This is a genomic window from Paraburkholderia lebeckiae (assembly GCF_050436325.1).
In the GTDB taxonomy this organism is placed as follows: Bacteria; Pseudomonadota; Gammaproteobacteria; order Burkholderiales; family Burkholderiaceae; genus Paraburkholderia; species Paraburkholderia tuberum.
Genome location: NZ_JBNDLZ010000003.1, coordinates 2,501,032 through 2,516,308, shown reverse-complemented (window position 1 = coordinate 2,516,308; position 15,277 = coordinate 2,501,032). Strand labels below are relative to the sequence as shown.

15 protein-coding genes are annotated in these 15,277 nt (G+C 62.7%); 10 read left to right on the top strand and 5 right to left on the bottom strand.

The window, feature by feature from the left end; all coding sequences use genetic code 11:
• Window positions 1-210: 210 nt before the first annotated feature.
• Window positions 211-1,092 (bottom strand): AraC family transcriptional regulator, encoded by an 882-nt coding sequence (locus OKW44_RS29485; protein WP_026225532.1) that lies wholly within the window; start codon window positions 1,090-1,092, stop codon window positions 211-213.
• Window positions 1,093-1,428: 336 nt separating this feature from the next.
• On the opposite strand from OKW44_RS29485, the gene OKW44_RS29480 reads away from it, so the two are divergent.
• Window positions 1,429-2,823, top strand: coding sequence for an ethanolamine ammonia-lyase subunit EutB (locus OKW44_RS29480; protein ID WP_018418940.1), 1,395 nt, complete (start codon window positions 1,429-1,431; stop codon window positions 2,821-2,823).
• Window positions 2,820-3,611: an ethanolamine ammonia-lyase subunit EutC gene (gene eutC, locus OKW44_RS29475; protein WP_018418941.1), complete on the top strand. Its 792-nt coding sequence runs from the start codon at window positions 2,820-2,822 to the stop codon at window positions 3,609-3,611. The genes OKW44_RS29480 and eutC overlap by 4 nt, the downstream gene beginning before the upstream one ends.
• A 31-nt stretch (window positions 3,612-3,642) precedes the next feature.
• Here eutC and OKW44_RS29470 read toward each other — a convergent pair whose 3' ends face one another.
• A complete protein-coding gene (locus tag OKW44_RS29470) occupies window positions 3,643-6,078 on the bottom strand; it encodes a heavy metal translocating P-type ATPase (RefSeq protein ID WP_035470419.1) in 2,436 nt (811 codons plus the stop codon).
• 81 nt (window positions 6,079-6,159) lie between these two features.
• Here OKW44_RS29470 and cadR point away from each other — a divergent pair, with 81 nt between their 5' ends.
• From cadR to OKW44_RS29435, 7 genes are all read left to right on the top strand, one after another.
• Window positions 6,160-6,591, top strand: coding sequence for a Cd(II)/Pb(II)-responsive transcriptional regulator (gene cadR, locus OKW44_RS29465; protein ID WP_018418944.1), 432 nt, complete (start codon window positions 6,160-6,162; stop codon window positions 6,589-6,591).
• 4 nt (window positions 6,592-6,595) lie between these two features.
• Window positions 6,596-6,727, top strand: coding sequence for a hypothetical protein (locus OKW44_RS29460; RefSeq protein ID WP_018418945.1), 132 nt, complete (start codon window positions 6,596-6,598; stop codon window positions 6,725-6,727).
• Window positions 6,714-6,914, top strand: coding sequence for a hypothetical protein (locus tag OKW44_RS29455; protein WP_018418946.1), 201 nt, complete (start codon window positions 6,714-6,716; stop codon window positions 6,912-6,914). The genes OKW44_RS29460 and OKW44_RS29455 overlap by 14 nt, the downstream gene beginning before the upstream one ends.
• A 23-nt stretch (window positions 6,915-6,937) precedes the next feature.
• Window positions 6,938-8,341, top strand: coding sequence for an ATP-dependent RNA helicase DbpA (gene dbpA, locus OKW44_RS29450; RefSeq protein ID WP_018418947.1), 1,404 nt, complete (start codon window positions 6,938-6,940; stop codon window positions 8,339-8,341).
• A gap of 340 nt (window positions 8,342-8,681) precedes the next feature.
• Window positions 8,682-9,836, top strand: coding sequence for a pyridoxal phosphate-dependent aminotransferase (locus tag OKW44_RS29445; RefSeq protein ID WP_018418948.1), 1,155 nt, complete (start codon window positions 8,682-8,684; stop codon window positions 9,834-9,836).
• A 63-nt stretch (window positions 9,837-9,899) separates the two neighbouring features.
• Entirely contained in the window at window positions 9,900-10,694 is a 795-nt protein-coding gene (locus OKW44_RS29440; protein ID WP_018418949.1) for an ABC transporter substrate-binding protein, read from the top strand.
• A gap of 141 nt (window positions 10,695-10,835) precedes the next feature.
• A complete protein-coding gene (locus tag OKW44_RS29435) occupies window positions 10,836-11,702 on the top strand; it encodes an AraC family transcriptional regulator (RefSeq protein ID WP_018418950.1) in 867 nt (288 codons plus the stop codon).
• A 46-nt stretch (window positions 11,703-11,748) separates the two neighbouring features.
• Here OKW44_RS29435 and OKW44_RS29430 read toward each other — a convergent pair whose 3' ends face one another.
• Complete coding sequence (locus OKW44_RS29430) at window positions 11,749-12,336, bottom strand: LysE family translocator (protein ID WP_018418951.1); 588 nt, start codon at window positions 12,334-12,336, stop codon at window positions 11,749-11,751.
• 653 nt (window positions 12,337-12,989) lie between these two features.
• Between OKW44_RS29430 and OKW44_RS29425 the strand changes: the two genes are divergently transcribed.
• Window positions 12,990-14,507, top strand: coding sequence for a sensor domain-containing diguanylate cyclase (locus tag OKW44_RS29425; protein ID WP_018418952.1), 1,518 nt, complete (start codon window positions 12,990-12,992; stop codon window positions 14,505-14,507).
• Window positions 14,508-14,623: 116 nt separating this feature from the next.
• On the opposite strand, the gene traT is transcribed toward OKW44_RS29425, so the two are convergent.
• Both traT and OKW44_RS29415 read right to left on the bottom strand, forming a co-directional pair.
• A complete protein-coding gene (traT, locus tag OKW44_RS29420) occupies window positions 14,624-14,836 on the bottom strand; it encodes a complement resistance protein TraT (protein WP_018418953.1) in 213 nt (70 codons plus the stop codon).
• Complete coding sequence (locus tag OKW44_RS29415; RefSeq protein WP_275426070.1) at window positions 14,820-14,948, bottom strand: hypothetical protein; 129 nt, start codon at window positions 14,946-14,948, stop codon at window positions 14,820-14,822. Before OKW44_RS29415 ends, traT begins: the two co-directional genes overlap by 17 nt.
• Window positions 14,949-15,277 lie beyond the last annotated feature (329 nt).

The window sequence follows — 15,277 nt, the reverse complement described above, 5'->3', positions numbered from 1 at the left end:
TCCTCGCCTAATTCGCTCTGTTTCCAGGATAGCTCAGCAGCAACGCAATGCCAGGACTTTTGCAGACCTTCCTTAACTATTACTACGTGTACATATACAAAGACTATAAAAACCGGAGAAGCACGCCGAACACGCGCAACGTATACGCACATAACAACAGCAACATCGCAGGACGCAGAACCAGCGAGCACCAACCCAGCCACCCACACCTCACCCCAACGGCAAACCAATCTCCGTAACCAACTCCGCAGGCGCAGTCTCCTTGGGACTATTCACATACTCCTCAAACACCGGCGCATCCGCTGCCTCCCTCCCAGACTGCACCAGCCAGATCCCGTACAACCACTCATAAGCCGCTCGCATATCGCTATATGGCCCAACATGCCGCAACACCGCATATTCCCCACCGCGTATACGCGTGACAGAAACCTCCCCACCCGTCCCAACAGCCGAAGCCACTTCAGCCATCACAGGCCCCGGCAACAACACACCCGCCTTCGACCGCAACGCCTTCTCCTCGACCACTCCCGGATCATCGAAGTAAACCCCGATCATCCGCATCTGCGCCTCGAGCAGATCATGTTTCGCAAGCCACCCAAACAAAGCATCAAAAGCCCTTCCGATCTGCATATAAGGTCCGACATGATCGACCGACAAAATCTCCATCGGCTCCACACAACGAATCACGACCTCACGAATCATCGTCATCTGATCGTCTCCTGAAAGCGCCGGCCGAAACCCGCTATGCCTGCCTTGCCTGCGATACTGCGCCGGCGGCACACCAAACACCGCGCGGAACGTCGGCGAAAAAGACTGCAAACTGCTATACCCCGAACGCTCGGCAATCTGGGCAATCGGCATCGAACTTCTCGCAAGAAAACCCGCTGCGCGATGCAACCGTAGGCGCCGCACGGTCGTCGCGACCGTCTCGCCATACATCGCCTGATAAATCCGGTGCCAGTGATACGGCGACAGACACGCAATCTCCGCAAGCCGTCCGATATCGAGTGGTTCGTCGAGGTGATCGTAGAGATGGTCGAGCACGCGTGCGAGTCGCGTCTCGTATCGAGCCCGATGGTCTGATTCGTTCATGACTGGACCGCAGAAAATTGGCGCGAGAGGATACGAACAAAGTATCACGTCAGCGAGTATCTGCCGTTTACCAAATCCTGCGGATATCAAGCGGTGCGCACGAAGCGAATTAAGCGCCTGTTGACCGCGCCCCGTGGACGCGAGCAGGAGCGCCAAACACAGCATCGGCAAACAGCCCCAATTTCCGCAACGTGACGCTGCCGCCGTTTGGCGCTATCGTGTGGTGCGCAGCACCAGCACCAGCACCAGCACCAGCACCGGCAGCCAGCACCCTGCAGCATGTAACCGCCGGTCCCATTCCTACCCGCGTTCGCGCGAGGCGATGGAGCCGCAAACATGAGCTACACCGAGTCGGTCGGCAGTCGCACGTACCGCTTCGCCGACCTGAAGACCCTGCTCGCGAAAGCGAGCCCGCAACGCTCAGGCGACGAACTCGCCAGCATCGCGGCAGCGAGCGAAGAAGAGCGGGTCGCCGCCAAAATGGCGCTCGCCGAGGTCCCGCTGCGCACGTTCCTGAACGAACCGCTGATCCCCTACGAAACCGACGAAGTCACCCGACTGATCATCGACGATCACTCACCCCAAGCCTTCGCCGAAATCTCCCATCTGACAGTAGGCGACTTCCGCAATTGGCTACTCAGCACCACAACCGACATAGACGCACTCACCCGCATCACCGAGGGCCTAACACCAGAAATGGTCGCCGCAGTCTCAAAGCTGATGCGCAACCAGGACCTGATCACCGCCGCCCGTAAACGCCCGGTCATCACCCGCTTTCGCAACACGGTCGGTTTACCGGGCCGCATGTCCGTACGCCTGCAACCGAACCACCCAACCGACGACGTCAAAGGCATCGCCGCCTCGATGCTCGACGGCCTGATGTACGGCTGCGGCGACGCGCTGATCGGCATCAATCCCGCGAGCGACAACCTCGCCGCGATCACGAAGCTGCTGCAGATGATCGACGACTTCCGCCAGCGCTATCAGGTACCGACGCAGTCGTGCGTACTCACGCACGTGACGAGCACGATCGCCGCGATAGAAAAAGGCGCGCCGGTCGATCTCGTATTCCAGTCGATCGCTGGTACCGAAAAAGCGAACGCGAGCTTCGGCATTTCGCTCGCGCTGCTGCAGGAAGCGTACGAGGCGGGGCTGTCGCTCCAACGCGGCACCGTCGGCAGCAATCTGATGTACTTCGAAACGGGGCAGGGCAGCGCGTTGTCGGCGGATGCGCATTTCGGCGTTGACCAGCAGACCTGCGAGGCGCGCGCCTATGCGGTCGCGCGCAAATTCAAGCCGTTTCTGGTGAACACGGTAGTCGGTTTCATCGGCCCCGAGTATTTGTACGATGGCAAGCAGATCACGCGCGCGGGTCTCGAGGATCACTTCTGCGGCAAGCTGCTCGGCGTGCCGATGGGTTGCGACATCTGCTACACGAACCACGCCGAAGCGGACCAGGACGACATGGACAATCTGCTGACGCTGCTCGGCGTAGCGGGCATCAATTTCATCATGGGCGTGCCGGGCGCGGACGACGTGATGCTCAACTATCAGAGCACGTCCTTTCACGACGCGCTGTACGTGCGCGACGTGCTCGGTTTGCGCCGCGCGCCGGAATTCGAGGAATGGCTGGAGTCGATGCAGATCATCGATGCACGCGGCGCGTTGATCGGCGCATCGGCGCGGCAACCGCTGCTCGAAGGCGCGCGCGACTGGATGGGGATCGCATGAGCGAGAACGACGCACTCGACAAGGACCCGTGGAGCGCACTGCGTCAGTTTACGCAGGCGCGCATCGCGTTGGGCCGCGCGGGCCACAGCCTGCCGACCGCGCCGTTGCTCGCGTTCAATCTCGCGCATGCGCAGGCGCGCGACGCTGTGCACCATCCGCTCGACGTGGACCCGCTGCACGCACAACTGCGCGCGCAAGGTTTCAACACGCTCGACGTGCATAGCGCCGCGCCGGATCGCGAGCATTATTTGAGGCGCCCTGATCTTGGGCGGCGTCTGTCGGAGGAGAGTCGCGCGACGCTTGCCCGACTGCCATCGCAATCAAGCGATGTGCTGTTTGTGATCGGCGATGGTCTATCGGCGTTCGCCGCATCGAAGCAGGCTGTACCGTTGCTGCAAGCTATACATCCAAAGCTCGCGGGTTGGACCATCGGTCCCGTAGTGGTCGCGCGTCAGGCACGCGTCGCACTCGGCGACGAGATCGGCGAATTGTTCGACGCGAAGATCGTCGTGATGCTGATCGGCGAGCGACCGGGTTTGAGTTCGCCGGATAGCCTCGGCATCTACGTCACGTACGCGCCGAAAACGGGGTGCAGCGACGCCCAGCGCAACTGCATTTCCAACGTGCGCCCGCAAGGCCTCGACTATCCGCAGGCCGCGCACAAGCTGCACTACCTGCTCACGCAGGCGAGGAAGCTGAGATTTACAGGGGTGGGCTTGAAAGACGACAGCGATGAGCCGCTAGCCAGCACTCCGACGCATCCTGCCGTGAACGACGGTTCAGAGTAGGACGAAACGAGCGTAAACCTCGCACGCCCACTCACTTGCGCAACAACCTCAACCCATTCCCCACCACCAGCAAACTCGCACCGACATCTGCGAACACCGCCATCCACATCGTGCCGAAGCCCATCAACGTCAGCACGAGGAACGCGCTCTTGATGCCAAGCGCGAGCGCGATGTTCTGCACCAGCACCCCGTACGTCGCCTTCGACAACCGGATAAACGCCGGAATCTTCCGCAGATCGTCATCCATCAACGCGACGTCGGCGGTTTCGATCGCGGTGTCGGTACCCATCGCACCCATCGCGAAGCCGATGTCGGCGCGCGCGAGCGCGGGCGCATCGTTGATGCCGTCGCCGACCATGCCGACCGTCGCGCCATCGCTCGACCATTGTGCGACCGCGTCGAGCTTGTCCTCGGGCAACTGATCGCCGCGCGCTTCATCGACGCCGACCTGCTGCGCGATCGCCTCGGCGGTATGACGGTTGTCGCCGGTCAGCATCGCGGTGCCGACGCCGAGCCGCCGCAATTCGGCGACGGCGGCGCGGCTCGTTTCCTTCACTGTGTCAGCGACCGCAAACAGCGCGAGCACGCGCTGCGCATCGGCGAGCATCACGACGGTTTTGCCGTGCTCTTCGAGCGCATCGAGACGCGCTTCGAGTTGCGGCGAGCAGCGGCCGAGTTCCTCGACCAAGCGATGATTGCCGAGCCAGTACCCGATACCGTCGATATCGCCGCGCACGCCACGTCCAGCGATCGCTTCGAATGCATCGACATGCAGGTGTTCGACGCCGTCGTCATTGGCGGCGGCAGCAATCGCCATCGAAACAGGGTGGTCGGAGCGGCCCGCGAGGCTTGCCGCGACCGTGCGGTATCGGAACGTTTCACCCGCGTCACCGACCACCTCAAACTCCGTCTGGACCGGCTTCCCGTGCGTAATCGTCCCGGTCTTATCGAGTGCCAACCGGGTCAGCTTGCGACCCTGTTCGAGATAAACGCCACCCTTGATCAGAATCCCCTTGCGCGCCGCGGCCGCGAGCCCGCTGACGATCGTCACGGGCGTCGAAATCACGAGCGCGCATGGACACGCGATCACGAGCAGCACCAGCGCCTTGTACACCCACGCGTGCCACGCTCCACCGAACACGAGTGGTGGGACCAGAGCGACGGCGAGCGCAATCGCGAACACGATCGGCGTATAAACGCGCGCGAATTCATCGACGAAGCGCTGTGTCGGCGCCTTCGTGCCCTGCGCCTCCTCGACCGCGTGGACGATCCGCGCGAGCATCGTGTTGCCGGCGGCCGCCGTAACTTGATAATCGAACGAGCCCGCCTGGTTGATCGTGCCGGCGAAAACGGCGTCGCCGATCGCCTTGTCGACGGGCAGGCTCTCGCCGGTGATCGGCGCCTGATCGACGCTCGAGCGGCCCGCGACGATTTCGCCATCGAGCGCGATCCGCTCGCCCGGCTTCACGCGCACGAGCGTCCCGGGCACGATCGCGTCGACGCGGACGGGCTGCCACGCTCCATCGGGCTGCTGCACGCTGGCTTGTTCGGGCGTGAGCCGCATGAGTCCTTCGATCGCGTTGCGTGCGCGGTCGAGCGAGCGCACCTCGATCAGCTCGGCGATCGTGAAGAGCACCATCACCATTGCGGCTTCGGGCCACTGGCCGAGCAGCGCCGCGCCGGTCACGGCGATGCTCATCAGCGCGTTGATGTTCAAGTTGCCGTTGCGCAGCGCGACCCAGCCCTTGCGATATGTCGTGAGGCCACAGGAGGCAATCGCGACGATCGCCATACCCGCCACCACCCAGACCGGTGCGCCGAGCCAGCTAGCGGCTTCTGAGGCTCCCGCGACGATGCCGGCGAGGATCAGGGGCCACCACGGCTTGCGCATTGCGTCAGTGGCTGCTTGGGGCACCGCGTCAGCGTTCCCACCCTTTCCGGCGTCGCTTGCCAGTTCGGGTGTGAAGTCGAGCGAGCGCAGGGCGGCGAGCACCGACTCGAGCGCCTCCGGCGCGTGGACGACAGTCAGCACGCGCTGTATCAGGTTGAAGTCCATGCTACGCACGACCGGCATACGGCCGAGCTTCTTGCGGATCAGCGCTTCCTCGGTCGGGCAGTCCATCTGCAGGATGCGGATTGCGGTGCGAAGGTCGTGGCCGACGGCTTCGGACGGAGGCAGGCGCAGCGACGCAGGCGCAAAAGCGCTAGCGGCGCAGCAAGCGACAGCAGCGTGATCATGGGCGTGGCCGTGATCATGACCGTCCTGATGGTCGTGCCCTTCATGCCGATCACCGCCGCCCACGTCGGCGCCACAAGCATGTTCACCGCCATGCGAATGCCCGCATCCCTCACCCGTGCCCCTGCCATAAGCATGGCCGCGCCGCGCATCAACGTCGCCACAACCCCCGTGCGTACAGGCTTCGTCCCGTTCCGGACAATCGGTGGCAATACGGCTGGTGTCAGGCATTGGTGGCTTCCTCGTGCGATTTGTGGTCTAGTAAACACCCTGAAGCCACTACAAGGTCAAGGCCGCGTGGAGGAAGGGTCCATGAAAATCGGCGAACTGGCGAAAATCGCCCATTGCACGACGGAAACCATCCGTTTCTACGAAAAAGAGCGCCTGCTGCCCGAGGCGGAGCGCACCGAAGCCAATTACCGCAGTTACACGGCAAAGCATGTCGAGCGCCTGCGCTTCATCCGCAATTGCCGCGCGCTCGACATGACTCACGACGAAATCCGCGCATTGCTGCGTCTGACCGACGCGCCGGCGAACGGCTGCGGCGGCATGCATACGCTGGTCGACGAGCACATCGCGCACGTCGACACGCGTATCGAAGAACTGCAGCAGCTGAAGGCGCAACTGACGATGCTGCGCGACCAATGCCACGGCGAGCATCCGGTCGAAGACTGCGGCATCGTGCACGGCCTGACCGACATGGATGTGGCCGTGCCGTCTCCGCGGCATACGCATCTCGGCTGACGCCATGCTTGACGTCGAGCGCTATCGCGTCACGACGCAGCGCCGGCGCGGCAACCCCATACACGGCAAGGCCGCGCGCGCGACCTTGCCGATCGATCATCGAATCCAGTTGGAGAATCAACGTGTTCACCTGTAGAAACCAGTCCTGCGGGGCGCAGTGGGAGCAATCCGACGTCGTCATCAAGAACGAAGGCCAGGGGCTGCTGTTCCGCTGCCCGCTGTGCGGCGCGCGCAATTACGTCGAGCGTTTCGACGGCGACGACGGCGAGGTGGTGTACGAGCAGTTGCCGGGCCGCCCCGATCAGGGCCCGATGGCCGAGTAATCGCGATTCCTACAGACGATCCTATGAACAGTCCCACCCCCGCCGGCGCCGCATTCAGCAAGCTGCCGCTTCCGCCCGCTACGCTCGCGAACCTGACGCAGCTCGGCTACGTCGAGATGACGCCGATCCAGGCCGCGAGCCTGCCGATCGCGCTCGCCGGTCAAGATCTGATCGCTCAGGCGAAAACCGGCAGCGGCAAGACCGCGGCGTTTTCGCTGGCGCTGCTCGCGCGTCTCGACGCACGCAAATTCGGCACGCAGGCAATGGTGCTGTGCCCGACGCGCGAACTCGCCGATCAGGTCACGCAGGAAATCCGCCGTCTCGCGCGCGCGGAAGAAAACATCAAGGTGCTGACCTTGTGCGGCGGCACGCCGATGCGTCCGCAGACGGCGAGTCTCGAGCACGGCGCGCACGTCGTGGTCGGCACGCCGGGCCGCATCATGGATCACCTCGAACGCGGCAGCCTCGATCTGCAATCGCTGAACACGCTCGTGCTCGACGAAGCCGACCGCATGCTCGACATGGGTTTCTTCGACGACATCGCGAAGGTCGCCAGGCAATGCCCGAAAGAGCGCCAAACGCTGCTGTTTTCGGCGACGTACCCCGAGGGCATCGCGAAGCTGAGCCAGCAATTCCTGCGAAACCCGAAGGAAGTCAAACTCGCCGAGCGGCACGGCGACAGCAAGATCCGTCAGCGCTTCTACGAAGTGACCGAAGACGAGCGTCTGCACGCGGTCGGTCTGCTGTTGAATCACTATCGTCCGGTCAGCACGATCGCGTTCTGCAATACGAAGCAGCAGTGCCGCGATCTGCTCGACGTGCTGCGCGCGCAGGGCTTCCATGCGCTTGCGCTGCACGGCGAACTCGATCAGCGCGAGCGCGATCAGGTGCTGATCCAGTTCGCGAACCGCAGCTGCTCGGTGCTCGTCGCGACCGACGTCGCCGCGCGCGGCCTCGACATCGCGCAACTCGAAGCGGTGATCAACGTCGACGTGACGCCGGACCCGGAAGTGCACACGCATCGCATCGGCCGCACGGGCCGCGCCGATCAGGAAGGCTGGGCGCTGAGTCTCGCGAGCATGGACGAGATGGGGCGGGTCGGCGGGATCGAGCAGGCACACAAGCGCGACGTCGAATGGCACAAGCTGGCCGAGCTGAAGGCGGGCAGCAACGAACCGCTGCTGCCACCGATGGAAACGCTGCAGATCCTCGGCGGCCGCAAGGACAAGATCCGTCCCGGCGACGTGCTCGGCGCGCTGACCGGCGACGCCGGTTTCGCCGGCTCGCAGATCGGCAAGATCAACGTGACCGACATGTCGACCTATGTCGCGGTGGAGCGCAGCATCGCGCGCGAGGCGGTGCGCCGGCTTAGCGCGGGCAAGCTGAAGGGACGCAAGGTCAAGGTTCGTTTGATGGACGAAGCCTGATTCCCCGAAGCTCCGACTTTCCTTGAAAGTCCAATAACTCGAAAAACGGCCGCGTCAGCGGCCGTTTTCGCAACCGCGCCGCTCAGCATCACATTCCTTCATACCTACGCAGTTACCCGCATTCCCCGAAACCCACACCGCGTCCCCGCAAGCCATGAACCCGCCGGCTTAGGCCTGCGTAGAGCGGCTTCGCGCGCGCCATGAAGAAAACGCATGCCGCGCATGACAAAGTTTCGATTGTGAGCGTTCTTTGACTGATGCCTAATCACCCCACCGGAAGGAACGCCCCGCCGCCGCCATTCGCGCGGCCGCCGGCGGGTGTAGAAAGGGAGAAAGTCTTATGCAGAGCGCCATGCAAGCCCGCTCGAAGCTGCCGGACGTCGGCACCACCATTTTTACCGTGATCGGCCAACTGGCCGCGCAACACGATGCGTTGAATCTGTCGCAGGGCGCGCCGAATTTCGCGCCGGACCCGAAGCTCGTCGACGGCGTCGCGCAGGCGATGCGCGCCGGCCACAACCAGTACGCGCCGATGGCCGGCATCGGTGCGCTGCGCGAAGCGCTCGCAGATAAGGTCGAAACGCTGTACGGCGTGCGCTACGACCCCGCCAGCGAGGTGACCGTGCTCGCGAGCGCGAGCGAAGGTCTTTATTCGACGATCAGCGCGCTCGTGCATCCGGGCGACGAAGTGATCTACTTCGAGCCGTCGTTCGACAGCTACGGCCCGATCGTGCGCCTGCAGGGCGCGAAGCCGGTCGCGATCAAGCTGTCGCTCGATCACTTCCGCGTGAACTGGGATGAAGTCGCCGCCGCGATCACGCCGACGACGCGCATGATCATCGTCAACACACCGCACAATCCGACCGCGACGATTTTTAGCGACGCCGATATCGAGCGGCTGAAGGCGCTCACGCGCAACACCGACATCGTGATTCTGTCCGACGAGGTCTACGAACACGTCGTGTTCGACGGCGCGAAGCATCAGAGCATGGCGCGCCATCAGGAACTCGCCGAGCGCAGCGTGATCGTGTCGTCGTTCGGCAAGTCGTACCACGTGACCGGCTGGCGCGTCGGCTATTGCCTCGCGCCCGCCGCGCTGATGGACGAGATCCGCAAGGTCCATCAATTCATGGTGTTCTCCGCCGATACGCCGATGCAACACGCGTTCGTCGACGCGCTCGCCAATCGCGACAGCTACCTCGGCCTGTCCGACTTCTATCAGAAGAAACGCGATCTGCTCGCGCATGCGCTGCGCGAGTCGCGCTTCGAGCTGTTGCCGAGCGAAGGCAGTTTCTTTATGCTCGCCCGGTTCCGCGGCTTCTCCGATGAAAGCGACAGCGATTTCGTGCTGCGCCTGATCCGCGATGCGCGTGTCGCGACGATTCCATTGTCGGCGTTCTACACCGACGGCACGGATTCGGGGCTGATTCGCCTGAGTTTCTCGAAGGACGACGCGACGCTGCTCGAAGGCGCGCGGCGTTTGTGTGAAATCTGAGCGCGCGAGAGCCACTCGAAGTATCGAAGTCGTCGAAGTATTCGAAGTATGAAGGGAGATGTTATGAAGTTGCTCAAGTGCTTGTTGGCGCTGGCCTGTGCCGGCGCGTCGCTCGCAACATCGTCGGCCGCAAGCGCCGCCGATACCGCGACGCTGCGTTTCGGCCTCGAAGCGCAGTACCCGCCGTTCGAGTCGAAAGGACCGAACGGCGAACTGCAAGGGCTCGATATCGACGTGGGCAACGCGGTCTGCGCGGCCGCGCACATGACGTGCAAGTGGGTCGAAACCTCGTTCGACGGCCTGATTCCGGCGCTGCAAGGCCGCAAGTTCGACGCGATCAATTCAGCGATGAATGCGACCGAGCAGCGCCGCCAGGCGATCGATTTCACGACCGTCGTCTATCGCGTGCCGTCGCAGCTGATCGCGCGCAGCGACAGCGGTTTGCAGCCGACGCCTGAGTCGCTGAAGGGCAAGCGCATCGGCGTACTGCAAGGCTCGATTCAGGAGACCTTCGCTAAGGTGCATTGGGAACCGGCCGGCGTGATCGTGCTGCCGTATCAGGATCAGAACCAGGTCTATGCCGATTTGACGGCTGGCCGTCTCGACGGCACGCTCGTGCTCGCGCCGGCCGGACAAACGGGCTTTCTGTCGAAGCCCGAAGGTAAGGGCTACGCGTTCGTCGGTCAGCCTGTGCGTGACGACAAGATTCTCGGCAGCGGCATCGCATACGGCATTCGCAAGGGCGATACCGCGCTGCGCGATCAGCTGAACGCCGCGATCGCTAAGGTGCAAGCCGACGGCACGGTGAAGACGCTTGCCGCAAAATATCTCGGCAATATCGACGTCAGCGCGAAGTAATCGCGTAGCGTTCGGGCGGCGGCGCCGTTTACGAGCGGCGCCGCGCGTTCGCTTGTTGGCCATGCGTTTGACGGCTACGATACGTAGACTTCGCGAAGTCGAAGACAACGGCGAAGTCGGCGGATCAACCGGAGAGCGCGCATGAGCGAGACGATCGAAGGGGCAAGCGCTGCGAACACCGCACGCGCAAAAGGCGCAGACGCGCCGCGCTTCTGGCGCAGCGCGGCGCTGCCGTTCATCGAGGCGCGTTCCATCGACGATGGCCGCAAAGTCTGCTACGCCAAACATTCGCACGAAACGTTTTCGATCGGCGCGGTGACGGGAGGCCGCAGCGTGTATCTGAACCGCCACGCGCGGGAATGGGTCGGCGCAGGCGCCGTCGTGATGATGAACCCCGACGATGTGCACGCGTGCAACCCGGTTGCCGGCGAGCGGTGGTCGTATCGGATGCTGCACGTCGACGTTGCGTGGTTCACGAAACTGCAGCACGAGCTGGGCTTCAACGAGAACCATGCGTTCCGCGCGTTTTCGCAGATCATGACGCTCGATGCCGCGCTGTTCGACGGCCTGAACCGGCTGTGCGCGATTCTCGCCAGTAACGACGACGACAACGACACCCTGCGCAAGGAAGGCGCGGCCATCACCTTCTTCTCCAGCGTGCAGCAAACGCTCAATCCGGCGAGCGTGCCCGAGCGTGCCGTGAGCGGCCAACTCGCGCGTGCCGCGGAGTACATCGCCGAAAACTGCACACGCGCGCTGAAACTCGACGATGTGTGCGAAGCCGCCGGGCTGTCCGCGTCGCACCTGATACGCGCGTTCAAGCTGCGCTACGGCATGACGCCCCACGCGTATCTGATCAACCGACGCATCCAGTACAGTCGCGCGCAACTGCGGCGCGGCGCACTGATCGCCGATGTCGCGCTCGATGCCGGCTTCGCCGATCAGGCGCATTTGCAGCGCACCTTCAAGCGGCTGGTGGCGGCGACGCCGGGCCAATATCGCAGCTGAGCGTGACGCGGCATGAAGCCGCGTCAGGAAGCAGGCGCGGCTCGCGTCATTCCACGAGCAGATACATCGCACTGAGCGCGAGCAGCGCCGCCATCACGCGATTGAACACCCGGACCCGCTTCGCTTCACGCAGATGCCTGCGCAAAAACGTGCCGGCATACGCCCAGCTCGCGATCGATAGATAGCAGATCACGAAGTACAGCGCCGTGAATTGCCAGACGAGCCCGCCGTCGCCGCCTGCCGCATACGCGCTCATGCCGGCCAGCGACGCGAGCCACGCCTTTGGATTGAGCCATTGCATGGCCGCACCGTGCGCGAACGACGGCCCGCGCGCGGGCTTGTCCGCGCCGAGCTGGCCGTTGTCGATGGTGAGCTTGTAGGCCATGTAGAGCAGAAAGCCCACGCCCGCCCATTTGACGATCTCGATCAGATTGGGAAAGCGCGCGAGCAATTCGTGCAGGCCAAGGCCGATCAACAGAAGCAGCAACGTGAAACCGACCGTCGCGCCAGTGACGTGCCGCAGACTCGCGGCGAGCCCGTGCTGCGCGCCGGCGCTCAGTGCGACGACGTTGACCGGGCCGGGAGAAATGGAACTGGCGAGCGCGAACGCGGCCATCGAGAGTAATGCGGTCATCGGATGCCTCGAAACGTGAGTGTGCGAATGGATTGCGACGCTCAACGGTAACGAGACGGCGAGGGCATGTATTGAAGGAAATTGCCCAATCGAAAAGCTGGGTAAATCCGCATGCGGCTTCAACGGATCACAAAAACATAATGCGACGACGCGATAATTCGATAACAAACGCGCGTTTGAATTTAAAAATAAACACGCGCAAACGTTGCCGAGGAAGAACAATTTTTGAATTATCAGGTAAATTCTGCTTATCGAAACTTATGATGTGCCCCTATGCAGCGGGCGATTATTCGGCCCGATAAACAGTCCGAAGCCTCGAAAAACCGGCGATACAGGATTTAACGACCTTCGAGCAAAAAACCAATGGATTCGGCGCGCGGTGAATGCCTTGCATCAGTATCGATAGACCGGTCCGTTTCCGCTGGAAACGCGCAGTCGAAAGGGAGTGCGTGTGGGTCTCCATGTGAGCAGGCAGAAAACTGCGGAAGAAACGAGCGAGCTGTGTATCGCGTTATTCGGCGGCTGGTGCGAGAGCAAATGCGTGATTCCACTTGCGTATGGATTCGCTATCTGCTGGGTGCTCTGTCCCAACAAACCGTAAGCGTAGTGAGCACTTCGACAAACTGACTCCCGCCGTTGGAAACGCAGAGCACATGATCCACAAAAGAAAGGGCCGGTTTTGCGTGCTGATCGCACGGGCGCACAGATGGCGGATGCCACGCGATGGCGTCATCTACGCGGGATGCGGCGTGGTGCTCGCGATGCTCGCGCTGTGTGGCTACGCGCTGTATCAGAGCCGCGAGGATGCGATTGCGCGCGCACTCGATTCGACGCGCGATGTCGCGACGATCACCGAGCGCGACATCGCGCGCAATTTCGAGCTGTACGCGCTGTCGCTGCAGGCCGTCGCCGATGGCCTCGGGCGTCCGGGCGTGCTCGATTCGCCGCGTTTGCGGCGCGAGATCCTGTTCGATCGCGCGGCGACCGGGCAATACGTCGGCGCGATAGTGGTGATCGACGCAGTGGGCAACGTCGTGATCGATTCGGATAGCGACGTGCCGCGCGGGGGAAACCTCTCGGACCGTCCGTACTTCAGGATTCATCGCGAAGATCCGGATCTCGGGCTCGATGTCAGCGCGCCGTACTACTCGAGACTCAGACCCGGTTCGCGCAGCATCGCGCTGAGCCGGCGACTGTCCCGGCCCGACGGATCGTTTGCGGGAATCGTCGCGCTCGGTATCGATCAGGAGTATTTCACGAGCCTGTTCGCGGATCTGCGGATCGGGCAGCATGGCTCGGTGTCGATCGTCAGAACGGACGGCACGGTCATCGTGCGACGGCCCGACGATCGACACGTGACGGGCAGCGACATCAGCACGACGGCGTTCTTCCAGCACCTGCTCGCGAAAGACGAGGGCAGCTTTATCGCGTCTTCGTCGCTCGATGGCGCCGAGCGGCTTTACTCGTTCAGACGGATTCCGCAATTGCCGCTGATCGTGCTGGTCGCCGAGGCGACCGACGATATCTATGCGAGCTGGTGGGGGCGCGCGCTGACGATCGGTTCGCTGATGCTGATCTTCGGGATCGGCGTGATCGTGTTGGCGGCGTGGCTCGGCGCCGAGTTGCGGCGGCGACAGCGGGTGGAGCACGAGCTCGAACGGCTTGCCGGCACGGACGGACTCACCGGCCTGCCCAATCGCCGCGCGCTGTGCGAAACGCTCGACCGCGAATGGCTGCGCGCGCGCCGCACGGGCAGCGTGTTGTCGCTGCTGTTCGTCGATATCGATCACTTCAAAGCCTACAACGATACGTATGGTCACCAGGCCGGCGACGTCGCGCTGACCGCCGTCGCGCGCTGCATCCGCAGGGCGATCCAGCGGCCGGGCGATTGCGTCGGTCGATACGGCGGCGAGGAGTTCGTCGTGGTGCTGCCGGATACCGACGCCGCCGGTGCCGGGGTGGTCGGCGAGAACATCCGCGTGGCGATCGGCGAGTTGGGCATCGCGCACCTGGGCTGCGAGTTCGGTCGCGTGACGGTCAGCATCGGCGCGACCACGTCGCGGTCGGATCGGGTGAGGGATGTCAGCGTCGTCGTTCGGGCTGCCGATGAGGCGTTGTATACGGCAAAGGCCGGTGGCAGGAATAGGGTCGCGCAAATGGGAGTTGGGTGACCGGTCGCTCCTGTTTTTTTCTGCGCCGGAAATGAAGAAGGGTTGCGACGCTTTCGCGTGCAACCCTTTCTGTATTTCAGCGATGTGCTACTTCGCGCTGGTTGTCGATGTTTGGCTCAAAACGAACCAGCGATAACGCGCACCAGCCCACTGCGCAGCGGCGGCGCTGCTTCAGCGAACTCGAGATTCACCTTGTTGGCGACGCTCAAGATGCGGGTCTGATACGTACGATAGTTCGTATCTTCGCTGTAGGTCACGGTTGTGCCGCCACTGTTGCCCTGGTGCAGGTTGTGTGTGAGTTTTCGTGGCTCGCTACGCCGCTGTGACATCCAGGTCGTGCTTGCTGATCGCAAACTGGGTCGCCGCACAGCCGGTCAGCAAGCTGATGGTGCCGGCCGTAGCCAGAAGAACTGCTGTAAGTGCAAGTTTGTTCAATTTCATAACTTCCCCTGTGTTTCTGCAGCAGATCACTGGTCCCCTGCTGCACGCTGGCCAATCATTTGAATTAATTTCTTCGCAGATACCTAGAACATTTCTCCCAGGCCTTCGGGCGGTACTTCATGCGTGTTGGGCTTCCGAAACAAATTCCCGGCTTCAACAGATAGTTCAGCCGTTTAAAAAACGGATGTCTGTGAGCACGTCGGGGAGCGTTTTTGGTGCGCAGGCGTAGATAACGAGCCGCGCCGCTGGTTCTTATAGACGAAATCCGGTTACACAGGGGTTACATTACGCGAAAAAACGAAAAAGGGTTGCGACGCTCTCGCGTGCAA